Here is a 15793-nt window from a genome sequence, read left to right as displayed (position 1 = left end):
GGACATGATCCAGATCACCGGCCTCTCCGCCCGCGTCGCGGGCCGTCTGCTCATCGAAAACGCTTCCGTGACGCTTCCGGCGGGTACGAAGGCGGGCCTCGTCGGGCGCAATGGCGCCGGCAAATCGACGCTCTTCCGGGTCATTACCGGTGATCTGGCTGCGGAGTCAGGGAGCGTTTCCCTGCCCAAGAACGCGCGGATCGGCCAGGTGGCGCAGGAGGCACCGGGCACGGACGAACCGCTGATAGATATCGTGCTCAAGGCCGACAAGGAACGCTCAGCGCTCATCGCCGAGGCGGAAACCGCAAGCGACCCCCACCGGATAGCGGAAATCCAGACGCGGCTCGCCGATATCGGCGCCCACTCCGCAGAAGCCCGCGCGGCAAGCATTCTCGCCGGCCTCGGCTTCGACCACGAGGCGCAGAAGCGCCCCGCCTCGTCCTTTTCCGGCGGCTGGCGCATGCGCGTGGCGCTCGCGGCCGTCCTGTTTTCGCAGCCCGACCTGTTGCTCCTCGACGAGCCGACCAACTACCTCGACCTCGAGGGCACCCTCTGGCTCGAGGAGTATATCCGCCGTTATCCGCACACGGTCATCATCATCAGCCACGACCGCGATCTTCTGAACACCGCGGTGAACGCGATCGTTCACCTCGACCAGAAGAAGCTTAATTTCTACCGCGGCTCCTACGATCAGTTCGAGCGGCAGAAAGCTGAAGCCGACGAATTGCAGATGAAGGCACGCGCCAAGAATGAAGCGGCGCGCAAGCACCTGCAGAGCTTCATCGACCGGTTCAAGGCAAAGGCGTCCAAGGCTCGCCAGGCGCAAAGTCGCATCAAGGCGCTAGAACGCATGGGCACCGTCGCGGCGGTGATCGAGGAGCACGTTCAAGGCTTCACCTTTCCGGACCCGGAAAAGCAGATCGCCTCGCCCATCGTGGCGATCCAGGGCGGCGCGGTCGGCTACGAACCGGGAAAGCCGATCCTGAAGAGGCTCAACCTCCGCATCGACACGGACGACCGCATCGCGCTGCTCGGCTCCAACGGCAACGGCAAGTCGACTTTCGCGAAGTTCATCTCTGGCCGCCTTGCGGCCGAAGCAGGCGAAGTGCGAATCGCCCCGGCCCTGAAGATCGGTTTCTTCGCCCAGCACCAACTGGACGATCTCATTCCGACACAGAGCGCCGTGGAGCACGTGCGCCGCCGGATGCCGGACGCTCCGGAGGCGAAAGTGCGCTCGCGCGTCGCGCAGATGGGGCTTGCCACGGAAAAGATGGACACGGCCGCCAAGGACCTTTCCGGCGGCGAAAAGGCACGGCTCCTGATGGGGCTTGCAGCCTTCGATGCGCCGAACCTGCTGATCCTCGACGAGCCGACCAACCATCTCGACATCGACAGCCGCAACGCGCTGATCGCAGCCCTCAACGACTATTCCGGCGCGGTCATCCTCATTTCGCATGATCGGCACCTGATCGAAGCGACCGCCGACCGGCTTTGGCTGGTAAATGACGGAACGGTCACGAGCTATGACGGCGACCTAGACGATTATCGCAGCCTGATCGTCGGCGGCCCGAAGCCGAAGGATGAAAGGTCGAGAATCAACGGAGCGGACGAGGCTCTGTCGAAGGCCGACCAGCGTCGGGCCAATGCCGACAAGCGCGCGTCGCTCGCGCCGCTCAGGAAAAAGATCAACGAGATCGAATCGTTGACGGGAAAACTCGAGAAACTGATTCAAGCGCTCGATGCGGAGCTTGCCGACCCCGCCTTCTATGAAAAAGCGCCGGCAAGGGCGGCACAGCGGGCAAAGGAGCGGGCCGATGCGGCGGCGAAGCTCGCCGAGGCGGAAGAGCGTTGGCTCGAGCTGTCGGCCGAATACGAGGAAGCGATGACGGGTTGAGACTTTAGAGCAATTCCAGGAAAAGTGTGTAACGGTTTTCCGTCCGGAATTGCGGAGTTTCAAAGAATTAGGTCACGATGATTGAGGTTGGATCGACCTAAGATCATGACCATAGTCGTTTCTAATAAGTTTGCGCGGGATGCGGTCAGAAGACCGTCCACTTTTTCTCATCGCACGCTGGTCAGCCGAGCTCGAACGTCGTGATGCCGTAAATCCGTGCGAGCGGCAGGTCCGGCACCGGGCCGCGGTACATACGCGCCGTCTCGAACACCGGCTTCATGTTGTACCGCGCGCAAAGCGCCCGCGCCGAGGCGTTCGGCTCAGGGATGTCGAGATGGATCAGCGCCCGCTTGGTGCCGGCGGCAAGCTTGCGGAAGATCAGATCGGCCCCGGTTTCGTTATCGGCAAAGAGCGGACCGATCTTGAAGCCCTCGCGGCAGGCCCGGATCGTGCCGTAGCCGACGATCGTGCCGTCGCGCAGCAGCACGACGCTGCGCCGCGTCTGCAACTGTTTTGTCCATTCGTGCAGAAAAGCATCGCGGCGTGCCGGATTGAAGCGGCGGTCATAGTCGATGAGAGCCGCAGCATGGACCGGTGCGACATCGATAAGGTTCGTACCCGGCGGCTCGGTGACATCGACGACTCCCGCATAGCGGATGTTCGCGTGCGACCAGGCGAAGCCGGACCTGCGGTAATTCTCCTGCTGTGCCACGACCCCGTCAAGGCCGATGGTTCGCCCCTCGGCACGAGCAATCGCGTGCTTCCAGAGCGCCAGGCCGATGCCCCTGCCGCGATAAGCCGGTTCAGCGATATAGAGTCCGAGGAATGCGTATTGGCTGCCATAGCGCACGACGGAGATGGCGGCCGCCAGGACATCATCCTCGGTCGCGACCCAATAGCCTTCCGGATCCGCGGCCCAAAATGCATTGGCGTCCTCGAGTCCCGGGTTCCAACCTTCCTTCGCGGCCCAGTCGATGATCGTGTCGAGCTCGGCCCGAGTCGCGTGACGAATATCTGGCATGGCAATCCTCGACTAGGCTTCTCGGGCGGTCCGGACCGGTGAATCGAAAAGCGCGGTTCGCTCTCCGAGACGGGAAAATAGATTCGCATCCCATCTTGTCCACCCAAGGCGACGGCTTAATTTCGCAATTGGAAGCCGGCTTGCCCGCCGTTCCCAATCTGCTACAAGGGTCGAGAATAAATCATACTAATCAGAGCGAAACACCATGGCCCCCATTCGAATTGCCATTGTCGGCGTCGGCAAGATCGTGCGCGATCAGCATCTGCCGGCGCTTGCGAAGAATGCCGACTATCAACTGATCGCGGCGGCGAGCCGCCACGGGACCGTCGACGGCATCGATAACTTCAAATCCATCGAGGCCATGCTCGACGCAGTGCCTGCTATCGAAGCGGTTTCGCTCTGCATGCCACCGCAGTACCGCTACGCGGCCGCGCGCGTAGCGCTCGACGCAGGCAAGCACGTGTTCCTCGAAAAACCGCCGGGCGCGACCCTGAGCGAGGTCGCCGACCTCGAAGCTTTGGCGGCGGCAAAGAGCCTTTCGCTGTTTGCGAGCTGGCATTCCCGCTATGCACCGGCGGTCGAAGCCGCCAAGAGCTTTCTAGCGTCGACGACGATCCGCAGCGCCAAGATCATCTGGAAGGAGGATGTCCGCCATTGGCATCCGAATCAGGAATGGATCTGGGCGGCCGGCGGCCTCGGCGTCTTCGATCCGGGCATCAATGCCCTTTCGATCGTCACGCATATCCTGCCCCGCCCCGTCTTCATCACCTCCGCGACGCTGGAATTCCCCGAGAACCGCGACGCCCCGATTGCCGCCACCATCGCCTTCAGCGATGCCCATAAGCTCAGCGTTTCCGCCGAGTTCGACTGGCGCCAAACGGGCAAGCAGAGCTGGGACATCATCGCGGAGACCGATGCCGGGGAGATGGTTCTCTCCGAAGGCGGCGCGAAACTTGCCGTGGACGGCAAGATCGTGCACGAGGAGCCGGAGCAGGAGTATCCGATGCTGTATCGCCGTTTCGCCGAGATCATCAGGGCCGGCAGATCGGATGTCGACCTCGCGCCGCTCCGGCATGTTGCAGACGCCTTCATGCTCGGCCGCCGCAAGTTCGTGGAAGCATTCCACGACTGAGCGTTTCGCTGCCTTTCACAAGAAGGCCCGCGGCTAAAGCCGTGGGCCTTCTCGCTTTCGAGAGCTGTCAGGCTTTCTTCTCCCAGCGGCCGTCCCGGTTCTGCTGCCAATAGGTAAGCGTGTGCCCCTCACCCTTGAGCCGCTTCCAGTGGCCGCGTGCCGCTTCGAGTTGCTGCTGATCATAGCCGTCGAACATGAAGACGACCCGTTCGTAGCCCGAGACCTCGGGCGGTTCGGCACCATCGACCAAAAAACGCACGGTCGCAGCATTCTGGTTGCCGTCATTGGCCACGATGAGAATCGGCTGCTCGGTGGCGAAGTAGCCCGAATCCGTGCCGTGCGGCAGGAAGCTGTCGTCGCGATAGACCCAGAGATGCGCGTCCAGCGCGTCGCGCCTTTCGGCGTCGACCGTCTGTACGACCACCCGCCAGCCGCGCTCGATGCTCTTGTCGAGCAGCGGCGGCAGAGCGTCTTCGAGTTTCGATTCCGTCAGATGGTAGAAAAGAATCTCGGTCATGCCGATCTATCCCGGACACCTACAGCGCCGTGCGTCTGTTCAGACGTACAAAGGACGCTGTAGCACTTTGAATTGCTGCATGTTTTTGTCCTTAATCGGCTACGATCTGAGGAAACATGCAGTACCGATGGCGGTCAGGATTCGTAATTCGCGCGGACAAGTTCGTCGAGCAGGCGCACGCCAAAGCCCGAACCCCAGGACTGGTTGATTTCATCGGTCGGCGAGCCCATGGCCGTGCCGGCGATGTCGAGATGGGCCCAGGCCGTGTCCTTGACGAAACGCTTCAGGAACTGCGCCGCGGTTACCGAGCCGCCGTGCCGGCCACCGGTGTTTTTCATGTCGGCAAACTTGCTGTCGATCATTTTGTCGTATTCCTTGCCGAGCGGCATGCGCCACAGGCGCTCGTGCGCTGCGGTACCGGCCGCAAGCAATTGCTCGGCCAGCCGATCGTCGTTAGAGAACAACCCGGCATAATGATTACTGAGCGCCACCATGATGGCACCGGTCAGCGTCGCGAGATCGATCATCAACTGCGGTTTGAAGCGATCGCTGCAATACCAGAGGGCATCGCAGAGGACGAGCCTGCCTTCGGCGTCGGTGTTGATGACTTCGATCGTCTGCCCGGACATGGATGTCACGATGTCGCCCGGCCTCTGGGCGCTGCCGTCCGGCATGTTCTCCACCAGTCCGAGAATGCCGACAGCATTGACGCTCGCCTTGCGCGCGGCAAGGACGTGCATGAGACCGGTCACGGCTGCCGCGCCGCCCATGTCGCCTTTCATGTCCTCCATGCCGGAGGCGGGCTTGATCGAAATGCCGCCGGTATCGAACACGACACCCTTGCCGACGAAGGCGAGCGGCTTGTCCTTCGCCTTCCCGCCCTTCCATTGCATGACGACCAGCCGCGGCGGCCTTGAGGAGCCCTGCGCGACGCCGAGCAGCGCGCCCATGCCGAGCTTCTTCATGTCCCGCTCGGTCAGGATTTCGACGTCGACGCCGAGCTTTTCAAGTTCCTTTGCCCGCGCGGCAAACTCCACCGGACCGAGGACGTTTGCCGGCTCGTTGACGAGATCGCGTGCGAGAAACACCCCTTCGCCGATCGCCTGGGCGGTCGCGAAAGCCTTCTTCGCCGCAATCACGGTGCCGGTGACGATCGTCACCTTGATTGGCTTTTGCGCCGTCTTCGGCTCGTCGTCCGATTTCCTGGTCTTGTAGCTCTCGAAGGCATAGGCGTTCATTTCCATGCCGAGGGCGAAGTCCGCGGCGGCCTTGCCGGTGACGTCGATACCGGGTGCATCGAGGAAGATCGTGACCTTTTCGGCGGAGCGCAGCTTCGCGGCCGCTGCGCCACCCGCCTTCAGCCAGTCATGGTCGCGCACCGCGGCCGCATCGCCGACGCCAAGAAGAAGGATCCGGTCGGCCGGCGAGCCGTGCGGCGCGATGACGTCGAGGGTCGACAGCGCCTTGCCGGTGAACTTGCCGATCTTTGCCGCCTTCGCGAGAACGCCTTCCGGATCGGCGACCTCCGCTCCGGCTGCTTCTTTGGCGCCCGCGGTCTGCAGGAGGACCGCGACGCCGCCGGCCGGGCGATGGGACTTGCTGAAAGTGAACTCGAATTTCATCGGCATGCAGGGCTCCGGGCACTTCTGATGTGGTGGCCGCCGGCCTGTTACCGGACGGCTACACTGGCGGACATTCTCGATGTCGGCCATGGTCAAAGCTGTGGCGCGCACCCTTCTCGCTTTTGAGGCGCTTGGCAAGATGGCCGCACATGTTTACATGCGGTTAACCGCAGTTCTTCGTCTTATATTTTCCTTGTTGTTTCAGATTCTGACAGCGAGGCGAAACGAAGGCCGGTCCGATCGGCTGGCGAAGCGTAGCGGCAACGCGCCGGCGACGGAAAGGCACTGAAACTTGAACAGGATCTTGGACCGTATACGGACATGAAGCTGATCGAACGCTACATCTTCCGGCGCGCCGCGATCATGTTCCTCGCAACGCTCCTGCCGCTGCTCGGCATCGTGTGGACGACGCAAGCGCTCACCAACGTGAACCTCGTCACCGACAGCGGCCAGTCCATCCTCGCCTTTCTGAAGCTTGCGACGCTGATCCTGCCCTCGGTCGTTCCGATCATCCTGCCGTTCGCCCTGGTGATCGGCGTCACGCAAACGCTGAGCGCCATGAACACCGATTCGGAGCTCACCGTACTCAGTGCGGCCGGCAGTTCCCGCATGTCGATCATCCGGCCGGTGATCTATCTCGCCGCCGGGCTCAGCGTGCTGTCTTTCACCATAGACAATTTCGTCGAGCCCTATTCGCGCGTCGCCGTGCGCAAGATGATCGCGACGGCCCATGCCGATCTGCTCGCTTCTGTCGTGCAGGAAAACGCCTTCCGCAAGGTGACCGACGGGCTCTACGTGCAAGTGGGTGCCCGCCGCAGCGGCGGCGTTCTTCACGGCATCTTCGTCGCCGATGCGCGCGATCCGAATTTCGAGCTTATCTACTATGCGCGCGAGGGGGCGGTCGACGAGGAGCGCTCGGCGCTCGTGATGAAGGATGGCGAGGTCCATCGCAAGCTGCCGGACGGCAACGTCTCGGTGATCAAGTTCGACTCCTATGCCTTCGACCTGACGGACATGACCAGGATGGCGGGCGAGGCCAACATCCGCGCCAAGGATCGCGACCTTTTCTACCTGCTCAATCCCGATCCGGAAGACCCGGCCTACAAGAGAGCTCCCCTGACCTTTAAGGCGGAGCTGCATCGACGCTTCACCGAGTGGACCTTCCCACTGCTGTTCGGCCTCATCGCACTCGTCGTCAGCAGTGACGCCCGCTCTCACCGAGAGGCCCGCGTGCACCCGATGATCAGCGCGCTCGGCGCCGCGCTGGTCATTCGCTGGATGACCTTCTACGCCGGCAACAGCGCGGAAGATTCGCTGTGGTTCGTGCCGCTCATGTATTTGATCCCGCTGGCGACCGGCGCGTTCGCCATCCACCAACTCGCCAGCAATAGCCGTCTCGACATACCGACGACGTGGCAGGAAAAGCTTTCGGACATCATGATTCGGCTTCGGCTCATGCGCCCGGCAGGCGCCGACGGGGAGCAGCCATCATGATCCTCGACACGCTCGGACGCTACTTCTTCAAGCGCTACGCGATCACCACCTTCTGGTTCCTCGTCGGCATCTTCACGCTGATCTTCATCATCGATTTCAGCGAACTCACCAGCCGCATGTCAAACTTGCCGCACTATTCGGTCACCGGCGCGCTGCTGATGACCGCGTTCCGCATTCCGACGATCCTGCAGCAGACCGTCCCCTTCGTGGCGCTCTTTGCCGCCATGGCTGCGCTGATCTCCCTCAACCGACGCTATGAGCTGGTCGTCACGCGAGCGGCCGGCATTTCCGTCTGGCAGTTTCTTCGCCCCTTCGTTCTGGGCGCGTTTCTTTTCGGCGTGCTCGCCGTGATCGCGCTGAACCCGCTTTCCGCCTGGGGAACGAAGAAGGCCGAAGCCCTCGAGGCCGAGTGGGGCTCGTCCCGTTCGGCCGCAACGAACTCGGTCCCGTGGCTACGCCAGATCTATAATGGCACCGATACGATCATCGGCGCGCGCTCCGTCCAGAACGGCGGCACGGAGCTTATCAACGTGACCGTCATCCACTTCGATCCACAGGGCACGATCACCAGCCGACAGGATGCCAAGTCGGCGAAACTCGAAGATGGTTACTGGCTTCTTAACAACGTCGTCGAAACCGAGATCGGGCGGCTGCCGCGTCGTTTGGAAACGGCACAGCTTCCCACCAATTTGAAGGCGGATTTCGTCCAGGAACGCTTGGCAAAGGCTGATTCTATTCAGTTTTTTGACCTTCCGCGGAAAATCGAGGTGGCCCGGTCCTTTGGCTTTTCCACCAACGCGATGGAGACGCAGTTTCATTCGCTCCTGTCGTTGCCGCTGCTTCTCGTCGCGATGACGCTGATCGCCGCCTGTGTGTCGCTAAAATTTAGCCGGTTCAACCAATCGCGTTCGGTGATTCTCGGTGGAATCCTTTCGGGCTTCGTGCTTTATGTCGTCACCGTGCTTGTCAAAGCATTCGGGAGCAGCGGCATCGTGCCTCCGTTCGTTGCAGCCTGGCTACCGGTTGTTGTAGCGATGGCGCTGGGCTCGACGATTCTACTGCATCAGGAGGATGGCTAGTGGCGGTAGGCAACCGCGAACGCATGAAGCTTATCAAAGCTGCCCTGCTTGCAGGCGTGGCGCTGCATACCCTTGCCATCGGAATGGATGCGCCGGCCTTGGCGCAGGACACAGCAACGCGAATCGACGAGCTGCAGCCGAATATTCCGGCTGACGCCAAACTCCTGCTGACGGCCAACGAACTTGTGTACAACCGCGACGCGGAAATCGTAACGGTGCGCGGGAACGTCCAGATCGAGTACGGCCGCTACAAGATGGTGGCCCGCCAGGTCGATTATAACCAGAAGACCGGCCGTATCCTTGCAACCGGCGATATCCAGTTGGTCGAACCCGGCGGCAATGTCGTCTATGCCGACAGGATGGATGTCACTGACGATTTCGGCGACGGTTTCGTCGAGGCACTCAGGATCGAGACCACCGATCTGACGCGACTGGCGGCAGAGACGGGCGAGCGACGCAGCGGCGAGGAATTCATCCTGAACAAGGCCGTCTATACGGCCTGTACGCCCTGCAATATCAAGCCGGAACACCGCTCACTCTGGCACATCAAGGCCCAGCGCATCGTCCAGAACGGCCGCACGCGCACGATTCGGCTGGAACATGCCTATTTCGAGCTCTTCGGCAAACCGATCGCCTATATTCCGGTGATGGAAATCCCGGACCATACGGTCAAACGCAAGAGCGGCTTTCTCTTCCCGCAGTTCCGCTACACGCAGAAGCTCGGCGCCGGTGTAGGCGTACCCTACTACTGGGCGATCTCGCCCTATATGGACGCGACGATCACGGCGACCGGGCTGACGCGCCAGGGATTCCTGCTCGAGGGCGAGTTCCGCCAGCAGTTCCACAATGGTCTGCACACGCTGAACGTTGCCGGCATCAGCCAAATGGACAGGGAGGAATTCACGGCCGGTACCGTCGACGCGCTGGAAACCAATCGCGGCATGATAGGCTCGCGAGGCAAGTTCGAAATCAATCCCCGCTGGACCTTCGGCTGGAACGTGCTCGTCCAGTCGGACAACAACTTTGCCAGGACCTATGACCTGCAGGGCTTCGACAGCAGCACCTATGTCAATCAGGCCTATCTTACGGGCCTCGGCAAGCGCAATTATTTCGACCTGCGGGCATTCTATTTCGACATCCAGGACGCCGATCCCGACAGCATCGAGGAAAACCAACAGCCAATCGCTCAGGTCCTCGATTATTCCTACACCGCGCCGGGGCCCGTTTTCGGCGGCGAACTCACCGCCGATTTCAACCTGACGAACGTCAAGCGCAACCGTCTCGATCGCGATACGACGGTATTCGGCGTCGATCGCTTTCGCGGGCTCGAGGGCACGTCGCACAGGCTGACTGGCGAGGTCGAGTGGAAGCGCACCTTCATCGCGCCCGGGGGCCTCGTGCTGACGCCGCTGCTTGCGGCACGTGGCGATGCCTTGGGCGTCAATGTGGACGATCCTATCGGCTATACCGGCAACTTCAACAGCAGCGATGCGGTTACGCGGCGCATGCTGACCGCCGGACTGGAAGCGCGCTATCCGATCCTCTTTGTCGGCGAAGGAAGCACCCACATTCTGGAGCCGATCGGCCAGATCTACGCGCGTCCCGACGAACAGTATGCCGGCGGGCTACCTAACGAAGACGCGCAGAGCTTCGTCTTCGACGCAACCAATCTCTTCGATCGCGACAAGTTCTCAGGATACGACCGCATCGAAGGCGGCACGCGCGCCAATGTCGGCTTCCGCTATACCGGCAGCTTCGACAACGGCTACAGCCTGCGCGCCATTGCCGGCCAGTCCTTCCATCTCGCCGGCCTCAACTCCTTCGCGACGGACGATCTCGTCAAGGTCGGCGCGGATTCGGGCCTCGAGACCGACAGTTCCGACTATGTCGCAATGGTTGGCATCGACGCACCCTCCGGCCTGATGGCGAGCCTCTCGGGCCGGTTGGACGAGAGGGACTTCGACCTGCGCCGCGCCGATGCGACGGTCGGTTATCTCGGCTTGAACTGGCAGGCCGCGTTTACCTATACGCGCATCGAGGCACAGCCGCTCTACGGTTCGGCCTCCGACCAGGACGAAATCCAGACGGCGGCCGCTTATCGATTCCACGACTATTGGTCCGTATTTGGCGCGCTGACCTATGACATCAACAACGGCGTGGTCTCGCGCAACGGGCTCGGCATCACCTACGACGACCAGGACACGCTGTTCTCGATCGTCTACAAGCAGGAGCGCGACCCCGACAATTCGGTTGCGAACGACTGGTCGATCGGCGCCCGCATCAGCTTCCGCACACTCGGCGACATCAATGTCGGCGAGACCAGATTCGAGGAGCTGGATTATTTCTAAGACCGAGGCAAGCGTTCCGCCTTGCCCCGTCTCCCCTGCGGCATCGAAGAGAGCGCGGCTGCAGCCGTCGCGCTCCCGTTTGATTGTGCGGTCTTGTCATCGTTTGGCCGCATGTATTATGCATTTGCCTCCAATTGACACCGGAAGGCGCGGGCTGACGGAACGGCAGGCGGTCGCGGGCAGCTTTGGCGCGGGGGGACGAGTAGGGAAATGAAAATGGGCGGGAAAAACTCGATGGTGCGGGCGCTCTCGGCACTGGCCTTGGCCGGGGTGCTGAGCATTGCCGCGAATACGGCTGTGAGGGCCGCGAGCGAGGTCAAGGTGATCGTCAACAACACCGTGATCACCTCGGGCGACATCGCGAAGCGGGCCGCCTTTCTCCGCCTTCAACGACAGGGCGGCGGCGCGGCCGAAGCAAAGCAGCAGCTCATCGACGAAACATTGAAACGCGCCGAAATCGCTCGCGTCCAGCAATCCGTCAGCACGAGCGACGTCGACGCGGCCTACGCACGCTTTGCAGCCGGAAACAAGCTTTCACCGGAGCAACTCGGCAAGATCCTCGAGCAGGCCGGCGTCGGCGTCGAGCATTTCAAGCAATACATCGCCGTGCAGATGAGTTGGCCGCGTGTCGTCAACTTCCGCTACGGCAGCGCTAATCGCCTTACCGGCGGCGACCTCGTCAAGCGCATGATGGAAGGCGGCGGCAACAAGCCGGTGACGACGGAATACTTCCTCCAGCAGGTCATTTTCGTCATCCCCGAATCCAAGCGAGGCGCGATCACGGCAAAACGACAGGCCGAAGCGAATGCGTCACGCTCGCAATTCCCCGGCTGCGAAACATCGAAGGCCTTCGCGGCCAACTATCGTGACGTCTCGATCCGCAGTCTCGGTCGCTTGCTGGCGCAGCAATTGCCGGAGGAGTGGAAGCCGCTCGTCGAAAAAGCGGGAGACGGCATGACGACCGGGACGCTCGTCACCGAGAAGGGCGTGGAATATCTGGCAATCTGCAAAAAGCGGCAGGTCAACGACGATACCGCCGCCGAGATCGTCTTCCGCGCCGAGGACCTCGGCAAGAAGAAGGCGGGCGGGCAGGACCCGAACAGCGAGAAGTACCTCGAAGAACTGCGTTCGAAGGCGCAGATCGTCAACAAATAAGCGGGCCATCATGAACGAGATGCGCGGCAGGCCGGTCGCCCTGACGATGGGCGATCCGGCCGGTATCGGTCCGGATATCAGCCTTGCCGTGTGGGCAAAACGGACCGAGCGGGCAACGCCATCGTTCCTCTTTATCGGTGACCCTGCGGTCTTGTCGGCACGCGCCAAAGCTCTCGGTCAAACGGTGCCGATACGCGAAACCGATAGCTTCGGAGCATCCTCCGTTTTCGAGCAGGCCATCCCCGTATGGCCTATCCCCTGCCCCGCCCCTGTTGTCGCCGGCCAACCGGATGCGGCGAACACTTCTGCCGTAACCGGTGCGATCGACACGGCCGTGCGGCTTGCGATGAGCGGCGAAGCATCGGCGGTCGCCACCAATCCGATTGCAAAGGCCGTGCTCTACGAGGCGGGCTTCCGCTTTCCGGGCCACACGGAGTATCTCGCCGAGCTCGCGGCGCAAGCGACAGGGGTCGCAGCCTTGCCGGTGATGATGCTGGCGGGACCGAAGCTGCGCGCCGTTCCTGTCACCATCCACATTCCGCTGAAAGACGTTCCGAAAGCGCTGACGCCGGACCTGATCTACCGAACCTGTACGATCACGGCCGCCGACCTTAAGAGCCGCTTCGGCCTACCGAAGCCCAGGCTGGCGGTTGCCGGCCTCAATCCACACGCGGGCGAAGGGGGAGCGCTCGGCCGTGAGGACGACGCCGTCATCCGCCCGGTCATCGACCGTCTGCGCGCCGAGGGACTGGACGTCACCGGGCCGTTGCCGGCGGACACCATGTTTCACGACCGGGCGCGGGAGACCTATGACGTCGCCATCTGCATGTATCATGACCAGGCGCTGATCCCCGCCAAGGCGCTCGGCTTCGACGACAGCGTCAATGTTACCCTCGGCCTGCCGTTCATCCGGACCTCTCCGGACCACGGCACCGCTTTCAGCCTGGCCGGGAAAGGGATCGCACGCGAGGACAGTCTTCTGGCAGCCCTGCGGCTCGCCGCCGAGCTTGCCGGCAATGCCGAAGGAGCAAACCGCTGATGGCGGCACTCGACGGTCTGCCGCCGCTGCGCGACGTCATCCGGCGCCATGGTCTCGACGCGAAGAAGGCGCTCGGACAGAACTTCCTGCTCGATCTCAACCTGACCCAGAAGATTGCGCGCACCGCCGGTCCGCTCGAGGACGTGACCGTTATCGAAGTCGGCCCCGGTCCAGGCGGCCTCACGCGCGCGATCCTCGCACTCGGCGCCAGAAAAGTGGTGGCGGTGGAACGCGACGCGCGCTGCCTGCCGGCGCTCGCAGAGATCGGCGCACATTATCCGGGAAGGCTCCAGGTCATCGAAGGCGACGCCCTGAAGGTGGATTTCGAGGCGCTTGCCGAGGGTCCGGTGCGCATCATCGCCAATCTGCCCTACAATGTCGGCACGCAGCTTCTCGTCAACTGGCTGCTGCCCGAGCGCTGGCCGCCTTTCTGGCAATCGATGACGCTGATGTTCCAGCGCGAGGTCGGCCTCAGGATCGTCGCCGGTGCCGATGACGACCACTACGGACGGCTCGGCGTTCTCTGCGGCTGGCGGACGAAGGCCCGTCTCGCATTCGACGTGCCGCCACAGGCCTTCACGCCGCCGCCGAAAGTAACCTCGACGGTCGTCCATCTCGAGCCGATCGAGAATCCAATCCCTTGTTCCGCCGCGTCCCTAGAGAAAGTGACCCAGGCTGCCTTCGGCCAGCGCCGCAAGATGCTCCGCCAGAGCCTGAAGCCGCTCGGCGGCGAGGCGCTGCTCGCAAGGGCGGACATCGACCCGCAGCGGCGCGCCGAAACGCTCACCGTCGAAGAATTTTGCCGATTGGCCAATTGCCTTTGAAGTGCGCGGCTGGCAGCCTCAGAATGGATTTTCCGTCAACAATCCGTTGACGAACTCGAACAGGCCGGGACGGCGGTCGCGGCGCAGGCGCTCGGCTTCGACGATCGCGCGCACGGCCGAGAAGGCGCGGTCGAGATCATCGTTGACGACGATGTAGTCGTATTCCCGCCAATGCTCGATTTCCGCACGCGAATTGGCGAGCCGCGTCGCGATCACCTCTTCGCTATCTTCGGCGCGCCGGTGCAGCCGAGACTGCAGCTCGGCCATGGAGGGCGGCAGGATGAAGATCGAGACGACGTCGCCGGCCATCTTTTCCTGCAATTGCTGGGCGCCCTGCCAGTCGATATCGAAGAGCATATCGCGACCTTCAGCCATTGCTTTCTCGACGGCATCGCGTGGTGTGCCATAGAAATTGCCGTGCACCTCCGCCCATTCGAGCAGGGAATCCGTCGCTCGCAAGGCTTCGAATTCACGGATCGTCTTGAAATAATAGTGTCGTCCCTCGATCTCGCTCGGTCGCCGCTGACGCGTCGTCACGCTCACCGAAATGCTCAATTCCGGGTCCGCTTCGAGCAGGTTGCGCGCAATCGTCGACTTCCCCGCGCCCGATGGTGACGAAATCACGAGCATCAGCCCGCGGCGGGCGATCTTGATGGGCGAAACGGTCGCCGGCTTCATATGCTACTCCAGATTCTGAACCTGTTCGCGGAACTGGTCGATCACGACCTTCAGCTCGATACCGGCGGCGGAAACGGCGGCGGCATTCGACTTCGAGCAGATCGTATTCGATTCGCGGTTAAATTCCTGTGCAAGGAAATCGAGCTTGCGCCCAACCGGCCCCCCTCTCGTCAGAAGATCGCGCGCGGCCGCGATGTGCGAGCCGAGTCGGTCGAGTTCTTCTCTGAAGTCGGCCTTCGTCGCAAGCAGGGCCACCTCCGCATGCAGCCTTTCGCGGTCTACGGAGGATGTGTTGTCCATGATGAGGGCGACCTGCTGCGCCAGCCTATCGGCGATGGCCGACGGGCTGCGGGATGGATCGTTTTCAACGGTCGCCGTCAGTTGCTCGATGCGATCCACCTGCGCAAGCAGAACTTGGCCGAGCGCTCTGCCCTCCTCCTCACGCATCGTCCTCAAATCGGTCAGGGCGAGTTCCAGGCCGGCGAGGACCTCGGCGTCGCGCACCGCGCGCTCGCTCTCGCTTTCCTCAGGTTCACGAAAATCGACGATGCCGCGAAGCGAAAGCAGCGTGTCGAACCTGAGCGGCGCCGGATCGACGAAATCGCCGAGTTGCTCGCGAAGCTTAAGGACCGCGGCCAACGCCTCCCTGTTGACGACCGCCTGGACGGTCGTTTCCGCGCCGTTGAGCGACAGGCCGATCTGCAGGTTGCCGCGGGAGAAGTATTGCGAAGCAAGGCGTCGACAGTCGGGCTCGAAGCGCTCGAGGCCGGGCGGCAGGCGAAGCCGTAGATCGAGCCCCTTGCCGTTGACGGAGCGCAGTTCCCAGACCCAGCGATAGCGGCCGCTGCTCCCCTCTCTCCTGGCAAAGCCGGTCATCGATTGGAGCGGCATGATTTCCTCCATTCGCTGCTGCGTGCTTCCTGAAATCGGGAACATGCAGGGATCCAAAGTGCTGCAGCGACTTTTTGCGTCCGGCAAGCCGCGGCGCTG

13 protein-coding genes are annotated in these 15793 nt (G+C 62.3%); 8 read left to right on the top strand and 5 right to left on the bottom strand.

Translation table 11 applies throughout. The features are described from left to right. Window positions 1–4 precede the first annotated feature (4 nt). Window positions 5–1894 carry an ABC-F family ATP-binding cassette domain-containing protein gene (locus tag M728_RS04410; RefSeq protein WP_026619210.1) on the top strand — a complete coding sequence of 630 codons (1890 nt, stop codon included), beginning with the start codon at window positions 5–7 and terminating at the stop codon, window positions 1892–1894. Window positions 1895–2075: 181 nt separating this feature from the next. Here M728_RS04410 and M728_RS04405 read toward each other — a convergent pair whose 3' ends face one another. Beyond that, window positions 2076–2915: a GNAT family N-acetyltransferase gene (locus M728_RS04405; protein ID WP_026619209.1), complete on the bottom strand. Its 840-nt coding sequence runs from the start codon at window positions 2913–2915 to the stop codon at window positions 2076–2078. A gap of 205 nt (window positions 2916–3120) precedes the next feature. Here M728_RS04405 and M728_RS04400 point away from each other — a divergent pair, with 205 nt between their 5' ends. Continuing rightward, window positions 3121–4047 (top strand): Gfo/Idh/MocA family protein, encoded by a 927-nt coding sequence (locus M728_RS04400; RefSeq protein ID WP_026619208.1) that lies wholly within the window; start codon window positions 3121–3123, stop codon window positions 4045–4047. A gap of 67 nt (window positions 4048–4114) precedes the next feature. On the opposite strand, the gene M728_RS04395 is transcribed toward M728_RS04400, so the two are convergent. Next, window positions 4115–4564 (bottom strand): DNA polymerase III subunit chi, encoded by a 450-nt coding sequence (locus M728_RS04395; RefSeq protein ID WP_026619207.1) that lies wholly within the window; start codon window positions 4562–4564, stop codon window positions 4115–4117. A gap of 134 nt (window positions 4565–4698) precedes the next feature. Continuing rightward, the gene (locus tag M728_RS04390; protein WP_026619206.1) at window positions 4699–6192 is read right to left on the bottom strand and encodes a leucyl aminopeptidase; all 1494 of its coding nucleotides are present in this window, start codon (window positions 6190–6192) and stop codon (window positions 4699–4701) included. Between the two features lie 315 nt (window positions 6193–6507). On the opposite strand from M728_RS04390, the gene lptF reads away from it, so the two are divergent. From lptF to rsmA, 6 genes are all read left to right on the top strand, one after another. Next, on the top strand, window positions 6508–7680 hold the full coding sequence (gene lptF / locus M728_RS04385) for an LPS export ABC transporter permease LptF (protein WP_026619205.1): 1173 nt from the start codon (window positions 6508–6510) through the stop codon (window positions 7678–7680). Beyond that, window positions 7677–8759: an LPS export ABC transporter permease LptG gene (gene lptG / locus M728_RS04380; protein WP_026619204.1), complete on the top strand. Its 1083-nt coding sequence runs from the start codon at window positions 7677–7679 to the stop codon at window positions 8757–8759. The genes lptF and lptG overlap by 4 nt, the downstream gene beginning before the upstream one ends. After that, window positions 8759–11107 (top strand): LPS-assembly protein LptD, encoded by a 2349-nt coding sequence (locus tag M728_RS04375; protein ID WP_026619203.1) that lies wholly within the window; start codon window positions 8759–8761, stop codon window positions 11105–11107. Before lptG ends, M728_RS04375 begins: the two co-directional genes overlap by 1 nt. Before the next feature lie 210 nt (window positions 11108–11317). Next, window positions 11318–12262, top strand: a complete 945-nt coding sequence (locus tag M728_RS04370) for a peptidylprolyl isomerase (RefSeq protein WP_026619202.1) — start codon at window positions 11318–11320, stop codon at window positions 12260–12262. 10 nt (window positions 12263–12272) lie between these two features. Next, window positions 12273–13301 carry a 4-hydroxythreonine-4-phosphate dehydrogenase PdxA gene (gene pdxA / locus M728_RS04365; RefSeq protein WP_026619201.1) on the top strand — a complete coding sequence of 343 codons (1029 nt, stop codon included), beginning with the start codon at window positions 12273–12275 and terminating at the stop codon, window positions 13299–13301. Beyond that, window positions 13301–14125 (top strand): 16S rRNA (adenine(1518)-N(6)/adenine(1519)-N(6))-dimethyltransferase RsmA, encoded by an 825-nt coding sequence (rsmA, locus tag M728_RS04360; protein WP_026619200.1) that lies wholly within the window; start codon window positions 13301–13303, stop codon window positions 14123–14125. Before pdxA ends, rsmA begins: the two co-directional genes overlap by 1 nt. Before the next feature lie 18 nt (window positions 14126–14143). Here rsmA and gmk read toward each other — a convergent pair whose 3' ends face one another. Both gmk and M728_RS04350 read right to left on the bottom strand, forming a co-directional pair. Then, the gene (gene gmk, locus M728_RS04355; protein WP_026612633.1) at window positions 14144–14803 is read right to left on the bottom strand and encodes a guanylate kinase; all 660 of its coding nucleotides are present in this window, start codon (window positions 14801–14803) and stop codon (window positions 14144–14146) included. Window positions 14804–14806: 3 nt separating this feature from the next. Beyond that, window positions 14807–15694, bottom strand: a complete 888-nt coding sequence (locus M728_RS04350) for a YicC/YloC family endoribonuclease (RefSeq protein WP_026619199.1) — start codon at window positions 15692–15694, stop codon at window positions 14807–14809. Window positions 15695–15793 lie beyond the last annotated feature (99 nt).

This window comes from Ensifer sp. WSM1721 (assembly GCF_000513895.2).
In the GTDB taxonomy this organism is placed as follows: Bacteria; Pseudomonadota; Alphaproteobacteria; order Rhizobiales; family Rhizobiaceae; genus Sinorhizobium.
The sequence above is the reverse complement of the archived record's forward strand: the minus strand, read 5'-3'. Positions and strand labels throughout refer to the sequence as shown.